The 16,915-nt window shown below is 60.7% G+C and carries 21 protein-coding genes; 10 read left to right on the top strand and 11 right to left on the bottom strand.

Features of this window, described 5'->3' with window-relative positions:
* The first annotated feature begins 44 nt into the window (after positions 1-44).
* Positions 45-644, top strand: a complete 600-nt coding sequence (locus BDI24065_RS24240; protein WP_175033382.1) for a DJ-1/PfpI family protein — start codon at positions 45-47, stop codon at positions 642-644.
* A gap of 614 nt (positions 645-1,258) precedes the next feature.
* On the opposite strand, the gene pstS is transcribed toward BDI24065_RS24240, so the two are convergent.
* The gene (pstS, locus tag BDI24065_RS24235; RefSeq protein ID WP_175033381.1) at positions 1,259-2,284 is read right to left on the bottom strand and encodes a phosphate ABC transporter substrate-binding protein PstS; all 1,026 of its coding nucleotides are present in this window, start codon (positions 2,282-2,284) and stop codon (positions 1,259-1,261) included.
* Positions 2,285-2,696: 412 nt separating this feature from the next.
* The gene (locus BDI24065_RS24230) at positions 2,697-2,912 is read right to left on the bottom strand and encodes a hypothetical protein (RefSeq protein WP_175033380.1); all 216 of its coding nucleotides are present in this window, start codon (positions 2,910-2,912) and stop codon (positions 2,697-2,699) included.
* Between the two features lie 200 nt (positions 2,913-3,112).
* Between BDI24065_RS24230 and BDI24065_RS24225 the strand changes: the two genes are divergently transcribed.
* Complete coding sequence (locus BDI24065_RS24225) at positions 3,113-3,427, top strand: hypothetical protein (protein ID WP_175033379.1); 315 nt, start codon at positions 3,113-3,115, stop codon at positions 3,425-3,427.
* A gap of 87 nt (positions 3,428-3,514) precedes the next feature.
* Here BDI24065_RS24225 and BDI24065_RS24220 read toward each other — a convergent pair whose 3' ends face one another.
* The 5 genes from BDI24065_RS24220 to BDI24065_RS24200 all read right to left on the bottom strand — a co-directional run bounded on the left by BDI24065_RS24220 (position 3,515) and on the right by BDI24065_RS24200 (position 6,671).
* Complete coding sequence (locus BDI24065_RS24220; RefSeq protein WP_175033378.1) at positions 3,515-3,739, bottom strand: hypothetical protein; 225 nt, start codon at positions 3,737-3,739, stop codon at positions 3,515-3,517.
* A gap of 69 nt (positions 3,740-3,808) precedes the next feature.
* The gene (locus BDI24065_RS24215; protein WP_175033377.1) at positions 3,809-4,213 is read right to left on the bottom strand and encodes a hypothetical protein; all 405 of its coding nucleotides are present in this window, start codon (positions 4,211-4,213) and stop codon (positions 3,809-3,811) included.
* 174 nt (positions 4,214-4,387) lie between these two features.
* Entirely contained in the window at positions 4,388-5,626 is a 1,239-nt protein-coding gene (locus BDI24065_RS24210) for a dicarboxylate/amino acid:cation symporter (RefSeq protein ID WP_175033376.1), read from the bottom strand.
* Positions 5,610-6,272 carry a GntR family transcriptional regulator gene (locus BDI24065_RS24205; protein ID WP_175033375.1) on the bottom strand — a complete coding sequence of 221 codons (663 nt, stop codon included), beginning with the start codon at positions 6,270-6,272 and terminating at the stop codon, positions 5,610-5,612. Before BDI24065_RS24205 ends, BDI24065_RS24210 begins: the two co-directional genes overlap by 17 nt.
* 156 nt (positions 6,273-6,428) lie before the next feature.
* A complete protein-coding gene (locus tag BDI24065_RS24200) occupies positions 6,429-6,671 on the bottom strand; it encodes a hypothetical protein (RefSeq protein WP_175033374.1) in 243 nt (80 codons plus the stop codon).
* A gap of 745 nt (positions 6,672-7,416) precedes the next feature.
* Here BDI24065_RS24200 and BDI24065_RS41140 point away from each other — a divergent pair.
* The 6 genes from BDI24065_RS41140 to BDI24065_RS24165 all read left to right on the top strand — a co-directional run bounded on the left by BDI24065_RS41140 (position 7,417) and on the right by BDI24065_RS24165 (position 11,084).
* Positions 7,417-8,421 carry a hypothetical protein gene (locus BDI24065_RS41140; RefSeq protein ID WP_254609849.1) on the top strand — a complete coding sequence of 335 codons (1,005 nt, stop codon included), beginning with the start codon at positions 7,417-7,419 and terminating at the stop codon, positions 8,419-8,421.
* Between the two features lie 31 nt (positions 8,422-8,452).
* Entirely contained in the window at positions 8,453-8,593 is a 141-nt protein-coding gene (locus BDI24065_RS24185) for a hypothetical protein (protein ID WP_175033372.1), read from the top strand.
* Between the two features lie 184 nt (positions 8,594-8,777).
* A complete protein-coding gene (locus tag BDI24065_RS24180) occupies positions 8,778-9,254 on the top strand; it encodes a GNAT family N-acetyltransferase (protein WP_175033371.1) in 477 nt (158 codons plus the stop codon).
* Positions 9,255-9,448: 194 nt separating this feature from the next.
* Positions 9,449-9,832 (top strand): ATP-dependent protease, encoded by a 384-nt coding sequence (locus BDI24065_RS24175; protein ID WP_175033370.1) that lies wholly within the window; start codon positions 9,449-9,451, stop codon positions 9,830-9,832.
* Positions 9,833-9,903: 71 nt separating this feature from the next.
* On the top strand, positions 9,904-10,230 hold the full coding sequence (locus BDI24065_RS24170) for an EthD family reductase (protein WP_175033369.1): 327 nt from the start codon (positions 9,904-9,906) through the stop codon (positions 10,228-10,230).
* Between the two features lie 305 nt (positions 10,231-10,535).
* Positions 10,536-11,084: a glutathione peroxidase gene (locus BDI24065_RS24165; protein ID WP_175033368.1), complete on the top strand. Its 549-nt coding sequence runs from the start codon at positions 10,536-10,538 to the stop codon at positions 11,082-11,084.
* Between the two features lie 324 nt (positions 11,085-11,408).
* Here BDI24065_RS24165 and BDI24065_RS24160 read toward each other — a convergent pair whose 3' ends face one another.
* Positions 11,409-12,245, bottom strand: coding sequence for an alpha/beta hydrolase (locus tag BDI24065_RS24160; protein ID WP_175033367.1), 837 nt, complete (start codon positions 12,243-12,245; stop codon positions 11,409-11,411).
* A 206-nt stretch (positions 12,246-12,451) separates the two neighbouring features.
* Here BDI24065_RS24160 and BDI24065_RS24155 point away from each other — a divergent pair, with 206 nt between their 5' ends.
* A complete protein-coding gene (locus BDI24065_RS24155; protein ID WP_175033366.1) occupies positions 12,452-13,435 on the top strand; it encodes an AraC family transcriptional regulator in 984 nt (327 codons plus the stop codon).
* Positions 13,436-13,480: 45 nt separating this feature from the next.
* Here BDI24065_RS24155 and BDI24065_RS24150 read toward each other — a convergent pair whose 3' ends face one another.
* The gene (locus tag BDI24065_RS24150; protein ID WP_175033365.1) at positions 13,481-14,092 is read right to left on the bottom strand and encodes a GNAT family N-acetyltransferase; all 612 of its coding nucleotides are present in this window, start codon (positions 14,090-14,092) and stop codon (positions 13,481-13,483) included.
* Between the two features lie 248 nt (positions 14,093-14,340).
* Here BDI24065_RS24150 and BDI24065_RS24145 point away from each other — a divergent pair, with 248 nt between their 5' ends.
* Positions 14,341-15,288, top strand: a complete 948-nt coding sequence (locus BDI24065_RS24145; RefSeq protein WP_175033364.1) for a GlxA family transcriptional regulator — start codon at positions 14,341-14,343, stop codon at positions 15,286-15,288.
* A gap of 93 nt (positions 15,289-15,381) precedes the next feature.
* Here the strand turns inward: BDI24065_RS24145 and BDI24065_RS24140 are convergent, their stop codons facing one another.
* Together BDI24065_RS24140 and BDI24065_RS24135 are read right to left on the bottom strand one after the other, a co-directional pair.
* Positions 15,382-15,864 carry a YybH family protein gene (locus BDI24065_RS24140; RefSeq protein WP_175033363.1) on the bottom strand — a complete coding sequence of 161 codons (483 nt, stop codon included), beginning with the start codon at positions 15,862-15,864 and terminating at the stop codon, positions 15,382-15,384.
* Between the two features lie 125 nt (positions 15,865-15,989).
* Positions 15,990-16,844, bottom strand: coding sequence for a DJ-1/PfpI family protein (locus BDI24065_RS24135; RefSeq protein ID WP_175033362.1), 855 nt, complete (start codon positions 16,842-16,844; stop codon positions 15,990-15,992).
* Between the last annotated feature and the right edge of the window lie 71 nt (positions 16,845-16,915).

Here is a 16,915-nt window from a genome sequence, read left to right as displayed (position 1 = left end):
GCGATCTGGCAATATGCATCGGCAGACCTCAGACAGGGCACTCCATGCACATCGCGATCCTGACCTTCCAGGGCTTCAACGAACTCGATTCCCTCATCGCACTGGGCGTGCTCAATCGAATCAAGAAGCCCGACTGGCGGGTCACGCTTTCATGCCCGGAGCATTTCGTCACTTCGATGAATGGTGTGACCGTGCAGGCGCAGTCGACGTTGGCTGACGCAAGCACGGCGGATGCCGTCATCGTCGGGAGCGGCATTCAGACCCGGGATGTCGTCAACGACGCGTCGCTGATGGCGCAGTTGAATCTCGATCCTGCCCGGCAACTGATCGGTGCCCAATGTTCGGGCACGCTGGTGCTGGCAAAGCTTGGCCTTCTCGACAGCATCCCGGCCTGTACGGACCACACGACCAAACCCTGGGTCGTCGAGGCGGGCGTCGAAGTCCTCAATCAGCCATTCTTCGCTCAGGGTAACGTCGCAACGGCGGGCGGCTGCTTTGCTTCGCAGTATCTGGCCGCATGGATCATTGCCCGCCTGGAAGGCGAGGAAGCCGCGCGGAGCGCACTGCACTACGTGGCGCCGGTCGGGGAGAAGGAAGAGTACGTTGCTCGTGCGCTGACGAACATCAAGCCTTACCTGCCGTAGCTTGATAAAAAATGGCGCTCCCTCCATCGCAGGGCGCCGGGTTCAGCCGTAACGTCGTGGTCCCGTTACCGGCTTCTACGGTGTGCCCGGTTGCCGCGTCGTTCGGCTGCCGCGTGGAAGCAGGCGCGAGAATGTTCGCCGACCCGTTCAGGCAGAGCCATTCAGCGACGCCGGCTTGCAACGGATCGGACTCCACCAACCAGTTCGTATGACAAAGACGGCAGCGATACTGGCGCACGACTATGGCAGGCCGTCCTAGCGGCCGCAATTTCGTTGGCTTGTGCAACTCCACCAGTTCCCGATGGGCGACAGGATCGGAAGTCACGTGCAGGTTCGTGCAGGCTTCGCAAGGCATGGGGTCATGCCTTTCAGGAACGCGTGGGTTCGGTGAAGCGCTTCTTCGCTCATGGCGCAAATTGTCCGCTGATTGCAACGTGATCGGCCGTGCGTCCGTCCCGTGTTCAATTCAAGCACACGCGCCATCGCGGTGTGCGTCGATTGTCGGTCGTGACCGACATTCCGGACGCGCATCGAAGGGTCGTTCGTCTTCGCCGTGGGGCGAACGCAGGCGATTGCGCGTCCCATCCGGAGCACTCGGTTGCACGCAGTGGCGCTCAGTTTGCAACCGGCTTGCCGGACGCATCCTTGATTTTCGCTTTCCATTGCTTGCGGATTTCGGACACCACCGAATCGGGAAGCGAGATGTAGTCCAGATCCGTGGCGGCCGCGTTGCCGTTGTGGAATGCCCAGTCGAAGAACTTCAGCGTTTCCGCACCTTGTGCCGGCTTCTCCTGGGTTGCGTGCAGCAGCACGAACGTCGCGCCGACAACCGGCCATGCGTCCTTGCCCGGCTCGTCCGTCAGGATCTGGTAGAACGACTTCGACCAGTTCGCGCCTGCAGCCGCGGCCTTGAACGTTTCCGTCTTCGGTTCGACCACCGTGCCCGTCGAGTTCTTCAGGGCCGTATAGACCATGTTGTTTTTCTTCGCGTACGCCCATTCGACGTAACCGATCGCGCCCGGCAGGCGCTGCACGAACGCTGCTACGCCATCGTTGCCCTTGCCGCCGGTGCCCGTCGGCCAGTTGACCGTCGTGCCTTCGCCGACCTTCGACTTCCACGCGCCGTTGACCTTCGACAGGTAGTTCGTCCAGATGAAACTCGTGCCCGAACCGTCAGCCCGGCGCACCACGGCGATGTCCGCATCCGATAGCTTGACCTTCGGGTTCAGCGCGGCGATCGCCGGGTCGTTCCACTTCGTGATCTTGCCGAGGTAGATGTCGCCGAGCACCGGGCCCGACAGCGTCAGTTCGCCGGCCTTCACACCCGGCACGTTGACGACCGGCACCACGCCGCCGACCACCGTCGGGAACTGGAACAGGCCTTCCTTCGCGAGTTCGTCATCCTTCAGCGGAGCATCCGAGCCGGCAAAATCGACCGTCTTCGCGTTGATTTGCTTCAGGCCGCCCGACGAGCCGATGCCTTGATAGTTGACCTTGCCACCGCCCGCCTTCTTGTACGCGTCTGCCCACTTTGCGTAAATCGGTGCGGCAAAAGTGCTGCCTGCGCCGGTGATATCTGCCGCGTGAGCACTGAGGGCAACAAGAACGAGGGTGCAGGGCATCAAGATCCGGATGTTCATGTAACGCCTCCTGTCTGCTATCGGCATGTCGGCCCGCAAGCAGGCCTCGGTTGAGAAGTCTGACTTGTCGAGTGGGATCTGCCGGCCGCCTTTCGGCAACGTCTGTCGATCGACCGCGGCAGCGATCTTCTCTCGATTGCTTTCAAACACGGTGAGCCATTGCGTGGGGGCAGCAGCCTCGATGCCGCATGTTTCTCGCATGACGTCCGCCGGGAGCTTGATTGAAACGTACCCCAACCGAGGCCGCAGGCAGAGAGCGGACGGTCTTGATCGTCACCGACGATCGGGTAGGTCAGACAAGGGGCGAAGTCCGTCATCGTGCGCGGCAAGCGGTCTCGCAACGAAGGGTGATAGGAGTATTGCAGTTGACTGTGAAAATTCAAGGAGGGCGCAATTGCTCGATCCGCCAGGTTCAATGCACGTCACTTGCGACGATGGACGCCAACGCCCGATCGCCGTCGCGTTGGGCGGTGTCTTCAGTGGAAAAGCTGTCGGTACTGAATGCGATGAGTTTGAAGCCGGATCCCGTGGCGCGAGGAATCGTAATACCCCAGTGCCAGCCTCCATCCTGCTGGAACACGTGGAGGGCAGGGGGCGCTTGGGCCAGTGCGGGTGAAGAAGTCGTCATGGCGTGCTCTCCCGTCATGGGGCGACTGCGGGGCAACTACATTGGACGCGAACTCAGTCTACGGGCTCTTTTGCTGCGGCGCAATATTCAGGATTCGCGAAAATGCCAATGTATGAATCGCCACAATTTTGAAATACAAATATGCAACGTCGGAGCGGGCTGGCATATTGATGTGACGATTATGATTTTTCGGAGGCTTTATGGATCGCAGTTCGCTTGTGTGGGCGGGGGTGCCGCATAGCAGCGATGGCGTCGTGTTTCAGGTTCGGATCGGCCGCGGACTTCAGCGTTTTCATATTGCCCGGTTGATTCTCGAGAAGGCGTGCGACCTCGAGCGACTGGCATCCGACGCGCGGCAGCTCGAGTGCTTTTACGAGCACTTGACTCCGATCCTGGCGGTTGCGCGAAAGATGCGCTCGAGTGCGAAGGCCGATACGGTTTCGCTGAATGTTTCGGATTTTGTTCGAGCGGGGAATGCCCGGGGCGAGCAGGCGGCTTGGGCGGCGATGCGGTGAGCGCCGTAGAGCAGTTGAGGGGGCGGAGGTCTCGGTCTCGGAACGGGCGGGCGCAGGGCTTGGCGTAACTTCGCGTGTTGCGTCTTGTCAGGTGCGGCGCAGGCACTGCTGCATGGTTGATGTGATGTTTGCGGGCTTGCGCGTAGTCGTGCGATTGAGCCTCGCGATGCAAGGGCGTCGCTCGATGCGCATACCCATGAATGAAAAACGCTGGCCGGTGAACTGGCCAGCAAAACGGTCCTGGCGATCCGAGGTTGATGTGTGCCAGAACCAAAGACACTGAACGGCGTGCGCGTGCAGCCAGACGATCACGTCAAACGATCGGCCCCGAACATCGGGGGCTTTCCGGCTTACACTTGCGCGACAATCTGTGATCGCAGTTTAGGCCGGGCTGGCGGATGCGATCAGACGGTCACTCACGCTCGGAAACTTGAAGGTATCGCAGGGCTTCTTCGGTACTTCCCATGCTGCGATCATCGCGTTAGTCGGCAGATAGTCGGGATCGGCCGACGCGACCCCGGCCCACACGCTGCGAGACATCTGTCTGCCATGGAGATAAAAGTGCAGCTCCCGGCCAGCGCGGTCGCACATACACCTGATTCTCTCGACCGATTGGCCCAATCCTCTAATCCGTGCGACCTGGTTGCGATCCAGCTCGAACAGGGCACTCATCACGCCGTCACAGTCGCCCATGCCAATCACGTTGCTGTCATCGGTCAGCGCCCATGTCGGATGCGGCGTGCCTAAGCGCAGCATAAAGAAATCTGCAGATTCCGAACCCACCATACTGTTTCCCCTGCAAAAGATACGTCGCTCTGCTCACTGAAGATCAATAACTGCGAACGTTCATCCAATCCTGTTCTCGTCGCCGCACCGGGATGCGCGAGTGGATGTGCCCCAGCGTCTTGCGACGGGCGGGCGCAACATTGAAACGCGCTGCGCCCGTCGCATCCGAAGCACCTACACGCTTGCCTGACCCGTCACGGTTTCTGCGGGGACACTGTCCGAACCGGAAAGTCTCACTGCAACAGCAGCTGCCGCGGTGCTCCCGTAGACGTTGAGGGCAGTTCTCCCCATGTCGAAAAAGGCGTCGACGCCCAACAGCAGCAGCACCGCATCGGCCGGCAACCCGATCGACGTCAGAACGATGGTGATGGCGACGATCGCCCCGGAGGGCACATTGGCTGCTCCGTCGATGGTGATGATCGTCAAGATCAAAATCGTAATCACCAGCGGCCAGGACCAGGCAAGATGATAGGCGTCGGCCAGATAGCCGACCGCAAGGGCTGTGTAGAGGACCGCGCCGTCGCGATTGAAAATATATGCCAGCGGCAGAATCGTGGACGCCACGCCGTAGGGAACGCCGAATTCAACCAGCTTCTTCAGGTGCAACGGGTACGTAATTTCGGACGAGCGCGTCGTGAAACCAAGGATCAGGGGTTCCTTCACCTTCCTGAGAACGGCGAGAGGCGACTGACCGGCGACGCGAATGACGATGGTGAGGACAACCGCCAGCACCGCCATGCCGAGATACGCCACGCCCAGAAGCTCGACGAGCGAGTGCACACCGGTAAAGCCCTTGGCTGACAACAGTTGCGCGATCGCGGCGAAGATCGCGAGCGGCGACCATGCGATCACCCACTGGGTCATCTTGAACAGTCCCGACAGCAGCGCCTCGAAAACGGCAATCGCAGGCTCGGCACGCTCCGGGGCTGCCGACAATGCTGCACCGAAAATGACGCCGAATACGAGTACCGGGAGAGAGTTCCCTGCAGCGAGCGCAGCGACGATGTTCGCGGGGATCAAATCAACGAGAAATTTCGTCCAGTCGATGCTGGACGCGAGTGCTGTGGGCATCGATCCAGAGTGAGTGAGGCTCGCCCCGAGACCCGGTCGAAATGCAAAGTTGAGCAGCAGGCCGAGCGATGCAGCCAGGCCGGTCATTAAAACGAAGAAGGCGATACTGGACAGTGCGACTTTTCCAAGCCGCTCGCGAAGTCGGCCCGCACGAAAGACCCCGACCGTGACCGACAGGAAGATCAACGGCATGACGACCATCTTGATCGCGTGGCCGAACATCGCGCTTAGAAAGCCGAGTTTCGCGGCAAAGTCTGGCGCAAATACGCCGCAAGCGACGCCCAGGACAAGCCCGCCAAGCATCTGGATCGGGAGCGAAAGCCCCTTATTTTTCGTGTTCATGCCGCGCCTTGAGTAGTTTTATCCGTGCGGGCGTACCGTCAACGATGTGATTCCACATGTGCTGACGTGCAAGCTCGCCGTTGTTCGCTTCGATTGCGTGAAAGATGTGCAGGTGCTCGATCGTGCCGCGCCGAACGGTTTCAGCGTCGCTACGCGGGAGTTCGTTCAGCGCCAGCGTTTGGGCCCGCAATAGACCATACGCCGACGAGATTCGCGCGTTCCTTGCGGCGGCAAACAACGCTTGATGAAACACCCAACCGATACGTTGCTCGAGCATGATGTCCGCGACGTCCTGGTCAATCAGCTCCTGCATTTTCTCGGCCGCCTCGCGAAGGTCCGCCGTTACCCCTGATTTGGCTGCAAGAAACGCCGCCGTACTCTCGAGGGCCAGCCGCATTTCGAAAATTTCGCGGAGATCGCTCGTCGTCGGCGATGCGACATAGGTCCCACTCTTTTCGATCACGACGACCAGCCCTTCGGCCTCGAGCAAATGCAATGCGCTGCGCACGGGCATGTGGCCGAAGCCAAGCTCGTCCGACAGGCCTCGATGCGATACTTTCTGCCCAGGCGCAAGGCGGCCGTCAAAGATCCTCGACCGGATCTCGTCGTAGGCAAGTTCTGCATCTGTCGAGACTTTCGACGTCATCTGTGATCGCAGTTAGCGTGTAATTGGAAAAGAAATGGCCGATAGGAAATTACCCTTACTGGTCACGCCCGGCAACTGCTAATTTTGCGAGTGGGTATCCCGAAAGAGAACCGGAAGAAAATTCGCGTCACGAAGCGAGCCGATAATCAGATGACTTCACACGATGTGCGCTTTACCATTTGCGCCGTCCGTGCGGAAGAAACCGATCCCCTCAGGGCCGCAATCTTGATGGCTGGAGATGATGAGGCGAGTGTTATACCCGGAGACCTCGCCCCAACGACAATGCATTTCGCCGTTCGTGATAATGACGGTATTGTTGCAGTGGCGTAAACGCGTAAAGAAGGGCGATCCGGTTTTTTGAACGCTGAAGCCTGGCGCCTTCGCGGCATGGCTGTCCATCCATCGGTACGTGGTCTAGACCAGCTTTCTACTTCAATCCGCCTTCGATTGCGTCTGGTGCCCGTGGATTTCCGCGATCAACCGGAAAAAGCAATGATCGAAGGTGCCCTGGCCTGCCTGGGTAGGGCTCACATGTTGAAAAACCATAATATGCGTTGACGAGATCCTCGATTATCAGACTCGAGTGCCACATGGCGCCCGCGTACTTGGCCTCTGCAAATTTCCGATGAGGTGAGAACCTCGGATCGACAAGCACAGGCAACGATCCGAGGGCAGGCCAGTGCCTCTTCGTGATCGCCGCATTTGCAGTTGACGTTACTGACATGACCGAAGACGTAGGCAGCACCGATAAATCAATTGCCTCCGCGAGCGACGTCACGCAATCGAAAACGGCGATGCACATAATGCCCGGGTACCATTCCCATGTCTCCAGAACCTGCCCAACAACGACTTTTCCATCCTTGCGCGGAATCCCGAATATCGCTCCCGGGACAGCAGTTTGTCGTACTCGAGGCATCAGGACACCTGCTATTCTCGCCAAGAAGTCCGAGTTTATCAGCGGCCTGAACGGGATTGTCTGTCACTCGGCGTCGCGATTCGGATCGATTCCGATTGCGGATGATCCGGCCGCCGGATTCTGACGGCAACGTTCTGCATGCGTATCGGGTAACGACGTGGCAGTCCGACGTTGCGCAAAGTATCTGGCGTATCTCGATGTCTTCAAACTGACGCACCGGAAACTGCCATGAGCTATCCGAGCACCTCGTTCATTCTGTCGGCGATCGATCCGGATCTTCTGTACCCGTGCCTCGAGGTTCGATTCGAAACCGACGACCTGGACGCGCTGCGGCGGCTGGTCGACCCGGACGCACCCGAGGATGCGGACCTCGACGACTACTATCTTCTGTCACCGGCACAGGTCGCCGCCATTTGCGAAGCTTTCTCGATCGCGTTTGACCACGGCTCGCGCGATGCCGTTATCTCGAAGTATGCCGATAAACGGTTTCGCATTCCTTATCTTATCCATACCGGTTACGAGCTGGCTCTGATGGTGCAAGGGCGAAAACCATTCGGGTTCATTGAATTCAACAGCGAATGGCGGCCATCGGTCGTACTGAAGGCTCGCTTCGACGAGTATGTGGCCCAAGGTGTGTTGCACTCGCACGAAATCCTCCTTGATGCACCGGCCCGCCCCGGCCGTCCAGCGCGTCGAATCGGGCAAGTCCTGTATACGCTCAAAGGCGAGGAGTGGCGCATCGAGGCTCTGGAATTTTTTCGTAAGAACCTCAACCTGCACGGCGATGGCTGCGAAAACATGGAGCGCCTGGAAGGTGCGTTGCTCGGTTACGAGCGATGGCAAAACGACTGGTGGATCGACCATCTCGCGCGCAGCGGTAGCAGTCGTTACGGCGCGTCCAGTATCGTCAAGGTGGACCGGGCGCAATTCGACTGGCTCGTTCACGCAGGCTTCCGGGCGCTTCCGCCCGTCGACGCACCGACGTTCACACTCTATTCGTCGCACTGGTTCGATGAAGATGCAATGAAGGCGGCGATGCGGAACGACCAGACTATTGAAGCGTTTGTTCAGTTCAACGTCGGATTGGTTCACATCATGCACGCAGCCGATTTCCGAACCGCAGGCCCTTACGAGATTCCGGCAACACTGATCCCGACGATAAACCAACATCTGTTGCGTGCGGTAAGGGGCCTGATTCGTCGAAGTGATTGCGTCGAACCGTCCGCTTCATAAGGAAGAATCCGGCCAGTTCGAGACCTTCGCCGTGATCGTTCAGATCGTTGAAAGTCGCCAAAGCCCCGTTGACGATCATGCTTTGGATAGGCAATATCGCCCGATGAACTCCGACGCGCTCAACTCCATGATGTGCACCATGACCGCCAACGGCGAGTCGTGGGAATCGTGACGTTCATACATCACATATAGACTTCCTCAACGGCCCCGCCAGTCATGACGGGGCCGTGTCTTTTCAGTCGCTCCGAATGCATTGGCACAGTCAGGAGCGATTGCATGCATGACAGAGTACGTGTTGACGTCCGTCGGAACGCCGCCGGCGTGGCAACCTGGTCGTTCGGAGCGAGGAGCGTGGCATGCTGACGATACGAAAAGCGACTTGCCATGACGCCCTCGACGCGTGGGATATCCGTCATGCCTCGGTGCATGCCGCGTGCGCCGGGTACTATCCCGAAGCAGCCCTTTCCGGATGGGTGGATGGCACGCCTTCAGACAAATGGTTCAGCATGGTCGAGCGTGACTTCTACGTGGCCGTCGATGAGGGGCGGGTTGTCGGTACGGGTATGCTGACGATCGCAAGCGGGCAAGTGGACGCAATCTTCGTCCGGCCGTCACACATGGGGCGTGGCATTGGATACGGGATTCTGCAGTTTGTCGAAACATTGGCGGGCAATCACGGCCTTGTCGAAATCCGTCTCGATGCAACGCTGAACGCGGTGCCGTTCTATCGTCGTTGCGGCTGGACGGGCGACGTGGTTTCAACGTATCGAACTTCGCGTGGAATCGAATTGGCTTGCGTGCCAATGACCAAGCGCGTTGCAGTCGGCGCGTAGATTGCCGTCGGGCCGATGACTGCCACCCGCACCTGGCACCAGTCGGCTCTGACTCACACCCCTGCGATCAACGGCCGTAACCGGGAGTCATTGCAGACGTCGGCGCCAGGCGGCGTGTTGTGGCGTCCAGATTCGAAGCACCCGCCCGGGTGCGACCCGTGCGATGATGCGCGCTGACCAATATGAGAGATGGAATGACGACTACCTTCGACGAGGCGAAAACGGCGGCGATCGCCGCGTTTGCCCAATTGGATTTCTACACGGCTGTGCAAGCGATGCGCGCCGAGGCGGATTACGACCACGAACGAGACCAGTGGATCTCGCGCTATATCGACGAGCACGGCGGCGGCGCGGACGATGCCGCATACGACGCGTTGCACGCGCAGGCCGAGGCAAGTCCGGAATTCGCGCAGTTCGTCGATGCGGTTCGCCGGGAAATCCTGGAATACTTCGGCGTGACCGACGATCAACTGGATTGCATGGTCGTGCTGCGCAATGACGACAGCGATGAGCTTTGGGCGGAAGTCAACCGGCAGCGGAGCGCACTGGGAACCGGTGAAGTGCGCGGAGATCTCTGACCCTTGGGCGACCTCGATGTCGTCTCGCGGGCGGCGGCGCCTCGATTACCGTGCAGCAACAGGAGAACCCGATGATCAAAGTCAGTGTCATGTACCCGTACGCCGCCGGCGCACGATTCGATCATGCTTACTACCGCGAGAGGCACATGCCGATGGTGAAGCAGCGGCTCGGCACTGCATGTCTGTACTACACGGTGGACAAGGGCATCGCAGGCGGTGCTGCGGGCACTGATCCTGTTTACGTGGCCAAGTGCGACTTCGTCTGCACCTCTGTCGAAGCTTTCGAGGCGGCCCGCGACCCGCACGCGCAGGAGATCATGGCCGACATCGCCAATTACACGGATATACAACCCGTGCTTCAAATCAGTGAGGTGGTCGTAGAGCGTTCGGAAGTCTGACCACGGTTCGAATATCGCCACGCGCCGCATCCGCGGATGGCTTGCCCCGGCAACAAGGCGGTGCTGATGCGGGCGCTCAGCCGGGGTATCGAAGTCGGGCGTCTTTCGAGGCTGCCTGTTTGACCTGCGGCCCGTGCCTGCAAGCAGGAAGTTGACTGATCGCAGTAGGATAGGGCTCTGCTACGGGCAGATCACGAGCGTCGATAGCGCGCCTTTGCCGACGCCGTGCCAGGCTTGCCAATGAACGCGATACACCGCGGCCCCGGCGGTTCGCCAATCAATTTGATCAATTGAAGGATGCAGACATGAGCACGATTTACGATATTCCTGTCAACGCCATCGACGGTGCGCAGACAACCCTGCGCCCCTACGAAGGCAAAGTGCTGCTGGTGGTGAACGTGGCGTCCAAATGCGGGCTGACGCCGCAATACGAAGGTCTTGAAGCGCTCTACGAAGGCAGGCGCGCCGAAGGCCTCGAAGTGCTGGCGTTCCCCGCCAACAACTTCAAGGGCCAGGAGCCGGGCACCGACGCGGAAATCCAGTCTTTCTGCACCGGCACCTTCGGCGTGAAGTTTCCGTTGTTCTCGAAAATCTCCGTGATCGGCGACGACCAGCATCCGCTCTATCGCTCGCTCACCCACGCGCAGCCGCAGGCGACCGGTGACGGCCCGTTCCGTGCGCGCCTCGAAGGCTACGGTATTCAACCGAACCCGGCGCCCGAGGTGCTGTGGAACTTCGAGAAGTTTCTCGTGAGCCGTTCGGGCGAAGTGGTCGCGCGTTTCTCGCCCGACACGGCCGCTGACGACCCGAAGTTGGTCGCGGCCATCGATGCGGAGCTTGCCAAGGCCGTGTAAGCGGGTGCGCGTGACGCGTGCCAGGAGGGATTGCCCGACCTGCACCCGTGGTCGTGGGTGCCGGGATGGGGCAATCCAGCGCAATTTCTGCCGACACGCAACTCGCGCACTGAAAACGGAACGCGAATGGATCGTCCCGTTCACTGAACCGATCACGAATGAACGTCAGGCGAGCGAAGCGGGACGGGTCGAAGTGGTGATAGCGGGATTTTGCAAGTCAGGCGACGGCACGATTTGCAGACAGCATTGGCCGCCCGGTCGTGTTGTTGAACGCGAGCGGGCGGATTCGTCGCCGCAGCCGGTGATGTGCGATGGGTGGGCAACTCAGCTCTTGCCGAGATCCCCCGCCGCAGGCGCCAGCGCCCAGTCGAGTGCGAAGTCCGCGACGTCCTCCCAGCCCTTCTCGCCACAGGTGTAGTGACTGCGGCCGGCAAACAGCTTGTACGCCGAGATCGCCCGTGAGCCCTTCGCATTCCTTTCGAAATTCTCGCGCTGGACGGCCGGCGGCAGGATGTGGTCGTTGCCGCCGGCGATAAAGAGCAGCGGTGCGCGATCGTCGTTTGCGAAGTTGTAGCGCGTCGGGGCATTCGGGTTGACGTTCGCGAATCCGCCTTGAAACAGGATGCGCCCCGACACGGGTACCGCGTAGCGGTCATAAACCCGCTTCGATTCCTCGAGGCTCAGGTTGTTCGTGAATGCATAGTGAAAGTCTTTCTCGGTGATGGGCACCGCACGATGCAGGTTGGCCGGATTGCGCAGCACCGGGAACGTTGCCTTGATCTCGCTGAACGGCAGCGCCCACACGCCCTTCACCGCAGCGCCGTCGATCGAGACACCGGCCGAGCCGTAGCCCGCGTCGAGGAGAAGCTGCGCGAATGCGCCGCCGAACGAGTGCCCCATGATGATCGGCTTCGTGTCGAGTGCCGCGATGGTCCGGGCCAGGTGATCGAAGATCTCGCGCACGCCCAGATTCACCAGCGGCGACGGGTCGCGGCGGAGCGCCTCGACGCCGGCCGTACCCGGCTGGACGCCCGGATATCCCGGCGTGATGACGCGCATGCCGCGCTGCTCGTAGCGCGTGACCCAATGTTCCCACGACAACGGTGTCATCCACAGACCGTGAATCAGTACAACTGTGTCGGTACGCGTTTCCGGATTCATATCCTTGCTCCTGTGATCGCTGGATGACGAACATCACGCCCGTGAGACCTCGGTATTTCCGGATCCGTCAGCCCCGTGCCCGGCAGCAACGACACAACGGGTACTACGCGGTTGCCGTGTGCCGTGCACCTTGAGAATAGCCTTTGACACCGGCATCGTTCAGCGTGAATGATGTGTCCATCATAAAGACCATCCGAGTACGCGACATGGCCAAAAAGCCGGAATTCTTTGCTCAAACGCCGACGGCGCTGGACGATGACGCAGATCCGTTCGCCTTCAAGCGGGATGCCTTTTCCGACGTGCTGGAGCTGATTCGCATTCGCGGCAATACGGTCTTCACGTGCGCGGCGTCGGCGCCTTTCGGATTGCGCTTTCCTGCCGGAAAGTATCGTTTGCATATCATCCGCAGCGGCAGTGTGGCGATCGAAGTGGAGGGGCTGGAGGAGCGATACCACGCGTCGCAGGGAGACCTGGTCATGCTGATGCATGGTCACGGCCATGTCATCTCCGACCGGCCGGGCCGCTCTGCGCGTCTCGTCACGGATCTCGCCCCACAGTACTACGACCGTGAGCGCCTGACGATCGGGAGCGGCGACACCACCTGGCTGTGCGGCGACTTCGGGTTCGACGGTGTGCTGTCGCAACGGTTGCTGTCCGTGCTGCCGCCGGTGCTGGTGCTGAAAGGGTTGCGGGAGCGGCCGTTCGAGTGGCTGGAGCTGAGCTGCCATTTCATCCTCGACGAGGCGTTGAGTCCGCGCGCGGGCGCCGCCGCGATGATCTCCCGATTGCTGGATGTCATCTTCGTCCAGTTGCTGCGCACCTGGGCGACGGAGGGCTCGGCAGGGCACGGATGGTTGTCCGGCGCGATCGATAGCCGGATCAACCCGGCGATGTCCGCGATTCATGCGGATCCTGGGCGTGCGTGGAGCGTCAGCGATCTCGCCGAGTTGTCGAACCTGTCGCGCTCGGCCTTTGCGGACCGGTTCCAGCGTGTCGTCGGGCAGGCGCCGTTGAGCTATCTCACGACCTGGCGCCTGGATCGGGCGGCGGAGTTGTTGCGGTACAGCCGCGCGCCGATTTCGAATATCGCCGGCCGGGTCGGGTATACGTCCGAAGCAGCGTTCAGTCGGGCGTTTCGCGGGCGGTACGAGATGTCGCCGATGCAGTGGCGGAAGGTGAATACGGAGTAGGGTGGGCAGGGCGGGTTCCCATCCCGGTCCGGCCGATGTCAGGGGCTAGATGGTCTGCAACCGGTATTGCGTCAGTCCGGAATATTCCCTGCGCTCCCTGACTGAAAACGCATGACGTTCGTAGAACGGGATATTGCGCGGCTCTCCCGTTTCCAACGATATTTTCCCCGACGGATCGATGTCTCGAAGATGTGACAACGTCGCACTCAGAAGCGCCGATCCAATTCCTTCGCCTTGCCGACCCGGCGATACGCCAATGAATTCAATCCGGCTGCAATCCGTATCCAGGGAATTCACGGGCGGAGTCTCGCGAAGCAAATCGATCCGGCTCAACGATGACGTGCCACAACCCGTCGCGATGTCGCGCCCCAGCGCTGCGAGCGGGTGGGGCGATTCGCAGCTGGATGCTGGTGCAAAGTAGCTGACCGCTACGAGGTCGTCATTTCGCCAGGCACCCAAAGCCGGCATGCCTGCATCGTAGTGATACTTCAGGTAGCTCCCGAGATAATGTGTCCGGCGCTCATCGAATCCCGGACTTTCGGCGAACAAACACCAACCAAGCGTAGGGTCTTGCTCGAACGCCGAATTGAGCAAGGCGAGCGCTGCGTCGAGAAACCGATGGGGCAGCGAGGCGACCTTCAATTCTGTACCGTGCATGTTTTGAGGTGGCTCAGTCGGAAAGTTGCGGGTGGAACGCGTTGGCGAAACCTGCAGCGTAGCTGATGAGTCGATTCCTCAGTGGGAAACATGTCGGTGCTGTTCCGGGCATCTTGTCGTACGGACAATCGATCAGAACGTCAACGACGTTTTTCCCTCTTTTCGGGTCGAATGGCGCTATTTGAGGGTTCCCGATAAAATGCGACTTTCCGGGTTTTTCACCGGGTCTTTCAGTCAACGACTTCGTCATGCATCGAATCGGATTTTTCGTCTGTCGCGGCTACGATGCGCTTGATCTTGCGGGGCCACTGTCGGCCTTCAATCAGGTGGCCACGGCCGCGGGCCATACGCCCTATGACCTCCATGTCGTCTCGCAGCCCGGCGGCGCGGTTCCGGGCAATACGGGCGTTTCGATCGAGACGAAGCCGATCGGAAGGCGCACGTTCGACACGGTCGTTTTCGTGGGCGGTGACGTCGATCCGATGCAGACATCGGAGAACATCGCCGCAGCCAGAAAACTCGGCGCCAGGGCCGCGCGGGTGGCGAGCGTGTGTACGGGGGCGTTTCTGCTTGCGGAAACCGGTTTGCTGGACGGCTTGAGAGCGACGACGCACTGGCGATACGCGGGTCAACTGCAGTCGCGCTTCCCTCGCATCAAGGTCGAGAGCGATAGCATCTATATCGAAGCGGGCCGTATCTGGACATCGGCGGGCATCGCCTCCGGAATCGATCTCGCGCTCGGCATGATCGAAAGAGACATGGGCTCGGAGGTGGCGCGCGCTGTATCGAGGCTGCTGGTCGTTCCGTATCGTCGGCCGGGAGGGCAGTCGCAATTCTCGGCGATGTCGCAGATGGAGCCGGAATCCGATCGTATCCGCATCGCGCTGAATTTTGCCCGGGAACATCTGGCCGAAGCGTTGCCTGTCGAGCGGCTCGCCGATGCCGCACGATTGAGCTTGCGGCAGTTCGGGCGCGCATTTCGCCGGGAAACCGGTGAAACACCTGCGAAGGCAGTCGAGCGCTTGCGCGTCGAAGCGGCGCGGCTGCGTCTGCAGGGTGGCAGCGAACCGATCGAACAGATTGCGCTGGCTGTCGGATTCACCGATCCGGAGCGGATGCGGCGGGCCTTCATCAAGCTGCATGGGCACCCGCCGCAAGCGATTCGACGCGAGAGCCGATCGAACGGAGCGCGTTGATCGACCGCCGGCCGATCAGCGCGCTGTGTGGCCAACGTCCGTCTGACGGCTTGGTGGCGCATCGGGTGCGTCACGATCCGTTTCGCCAGACGATCAATGGTCGTCCGATTTCAGCGGACCATAGTCGTTCCACATGTCGCGGTGCAACTTCCAGGCGCCGCCCTGCTTCAGAAAAACGAGGATCTGCTTGCCGCGGTATTTGAGCTTGCCATCGTGGTCGTGGATCTCCGCATCCGAAACCTCCGTCACCATCCGGTCATTACCGTAGAACTCGTAATTGCTGAACGAGACGGTGGCTGGCTTTGACCCGGCATACCCGTTGGTGAAGTACCCGACGATCGCGCTGCTGCCCGTGACCTTGTCGCCTCCGGGCGGCAAGAGCGTGCCGTCGTTGGTGTAGAGGCGGCCGATCGCCTCGTAGTCGCCTCGCGCAAAGGCATCCGCCCATCGCGCATTCTCGGCTTTGATGGCCGCTTCGGGCGGACGTGGCGAACCACCGGCAGTGGCCGGCGCTGCAAACGCGAAATAGGTGACGCAGGCCGCAAGAGCAGCGGTGAAAACACGATTCTGTTGCATCGAGTGATTTCCGGACATGGCTTGAATTGAGAGGACTGCGAATACTTCAAGGTGGAGCAGGCAAGGTCGGCTACGGTGTTCATCGAGGCCCGCAGATGGCCTTGCTCACATTGTCTGCAGGCGTTTCAACGAACGCCCGGGATGCGTGCGAGCCCCCTGGATGCGCCGGGCAGTTCCTTGTCGACCATCGCGATCACTTCCGGCTGCGCATCTCGCGGATGACCGGAGTGGAACGGCGGCGCGGGATCGTATTCGATCACGAGTTGCGTGAATTCGGCGGCTTGCCGGCCGCGCAGTTTCGCCGCGACGCGAAGTGCGAAGTCGATGCCCGCCGTCACGCCGCCGCCGCTCATGAACCGGCCGTTGTCGTCCTCGACGAAGCGATCGGGCACGGGAATGGCGCCATATTCGGCCAGCTTGTTGACGAACGCCCAATGGCAGGCGCTGCGCTTGCCCTTGAGAATGCCCGTTGCGGCGAGCACGAGCGATCCGTTGCACACCGACGTCACGTGCCTGGCGCTTTCTGCCAGACGCCGGATCTGCGCTTGATACGCGGGGCGCATCGGCGCCGACAGATCGGACCCGCCGGGGACCAGGAGCACGTCCGTCTTGTCGATATCGGCCAGCCGTTCGGTCTTGCCGTACACGACGCCGAATTCGAGTGTCACGTTGCCGCCATTGAGGCTTGCGTAGCGAACGTTCGTATTCGGGAGTCGATGGAAGATCTCGCTGGGGCCGGCGAAGTCGAGCAGCGTCCCGCCGTCGTAATTGACGATCAGGATGTTGAGCGGGTCGCTCGGCGCAAGTACCCCTTCGCTGCCTGCCTGCGCAAGAGCAGGGGTGGCGTGCCCAAGCAGGGCGCCGCCACCCAGGACGGCACCAAGCGTGGCAACGCCGCCAAACTTGAGCATGTCTCGGCGCGAACGACCTGCTTGGGTGAGCGGCTGTCCGGACGCATTGTTATCGTGACTGTCGGTCAAGATCATTTCTCCTTGCACTTCGGCCCCTCCGCGAGCGCAACCAGGCTGGGCCGGATGGAATAGCCGCCGCG

This window comes from Burkholderia lata, assembly GCF_902499025.1.
Lineage (GTDB): Bacteria > Pseudomonadota > Gammaproteobacteria > Burkholderiales > Burkholderiaceae > Burkholderia > Burkholderia lata_C.
The sequence above is the reverse complement of the archived record's forward strand: the minus strand, read 5'-3'. Positions and strand labels throughout refer to the sequence as shown.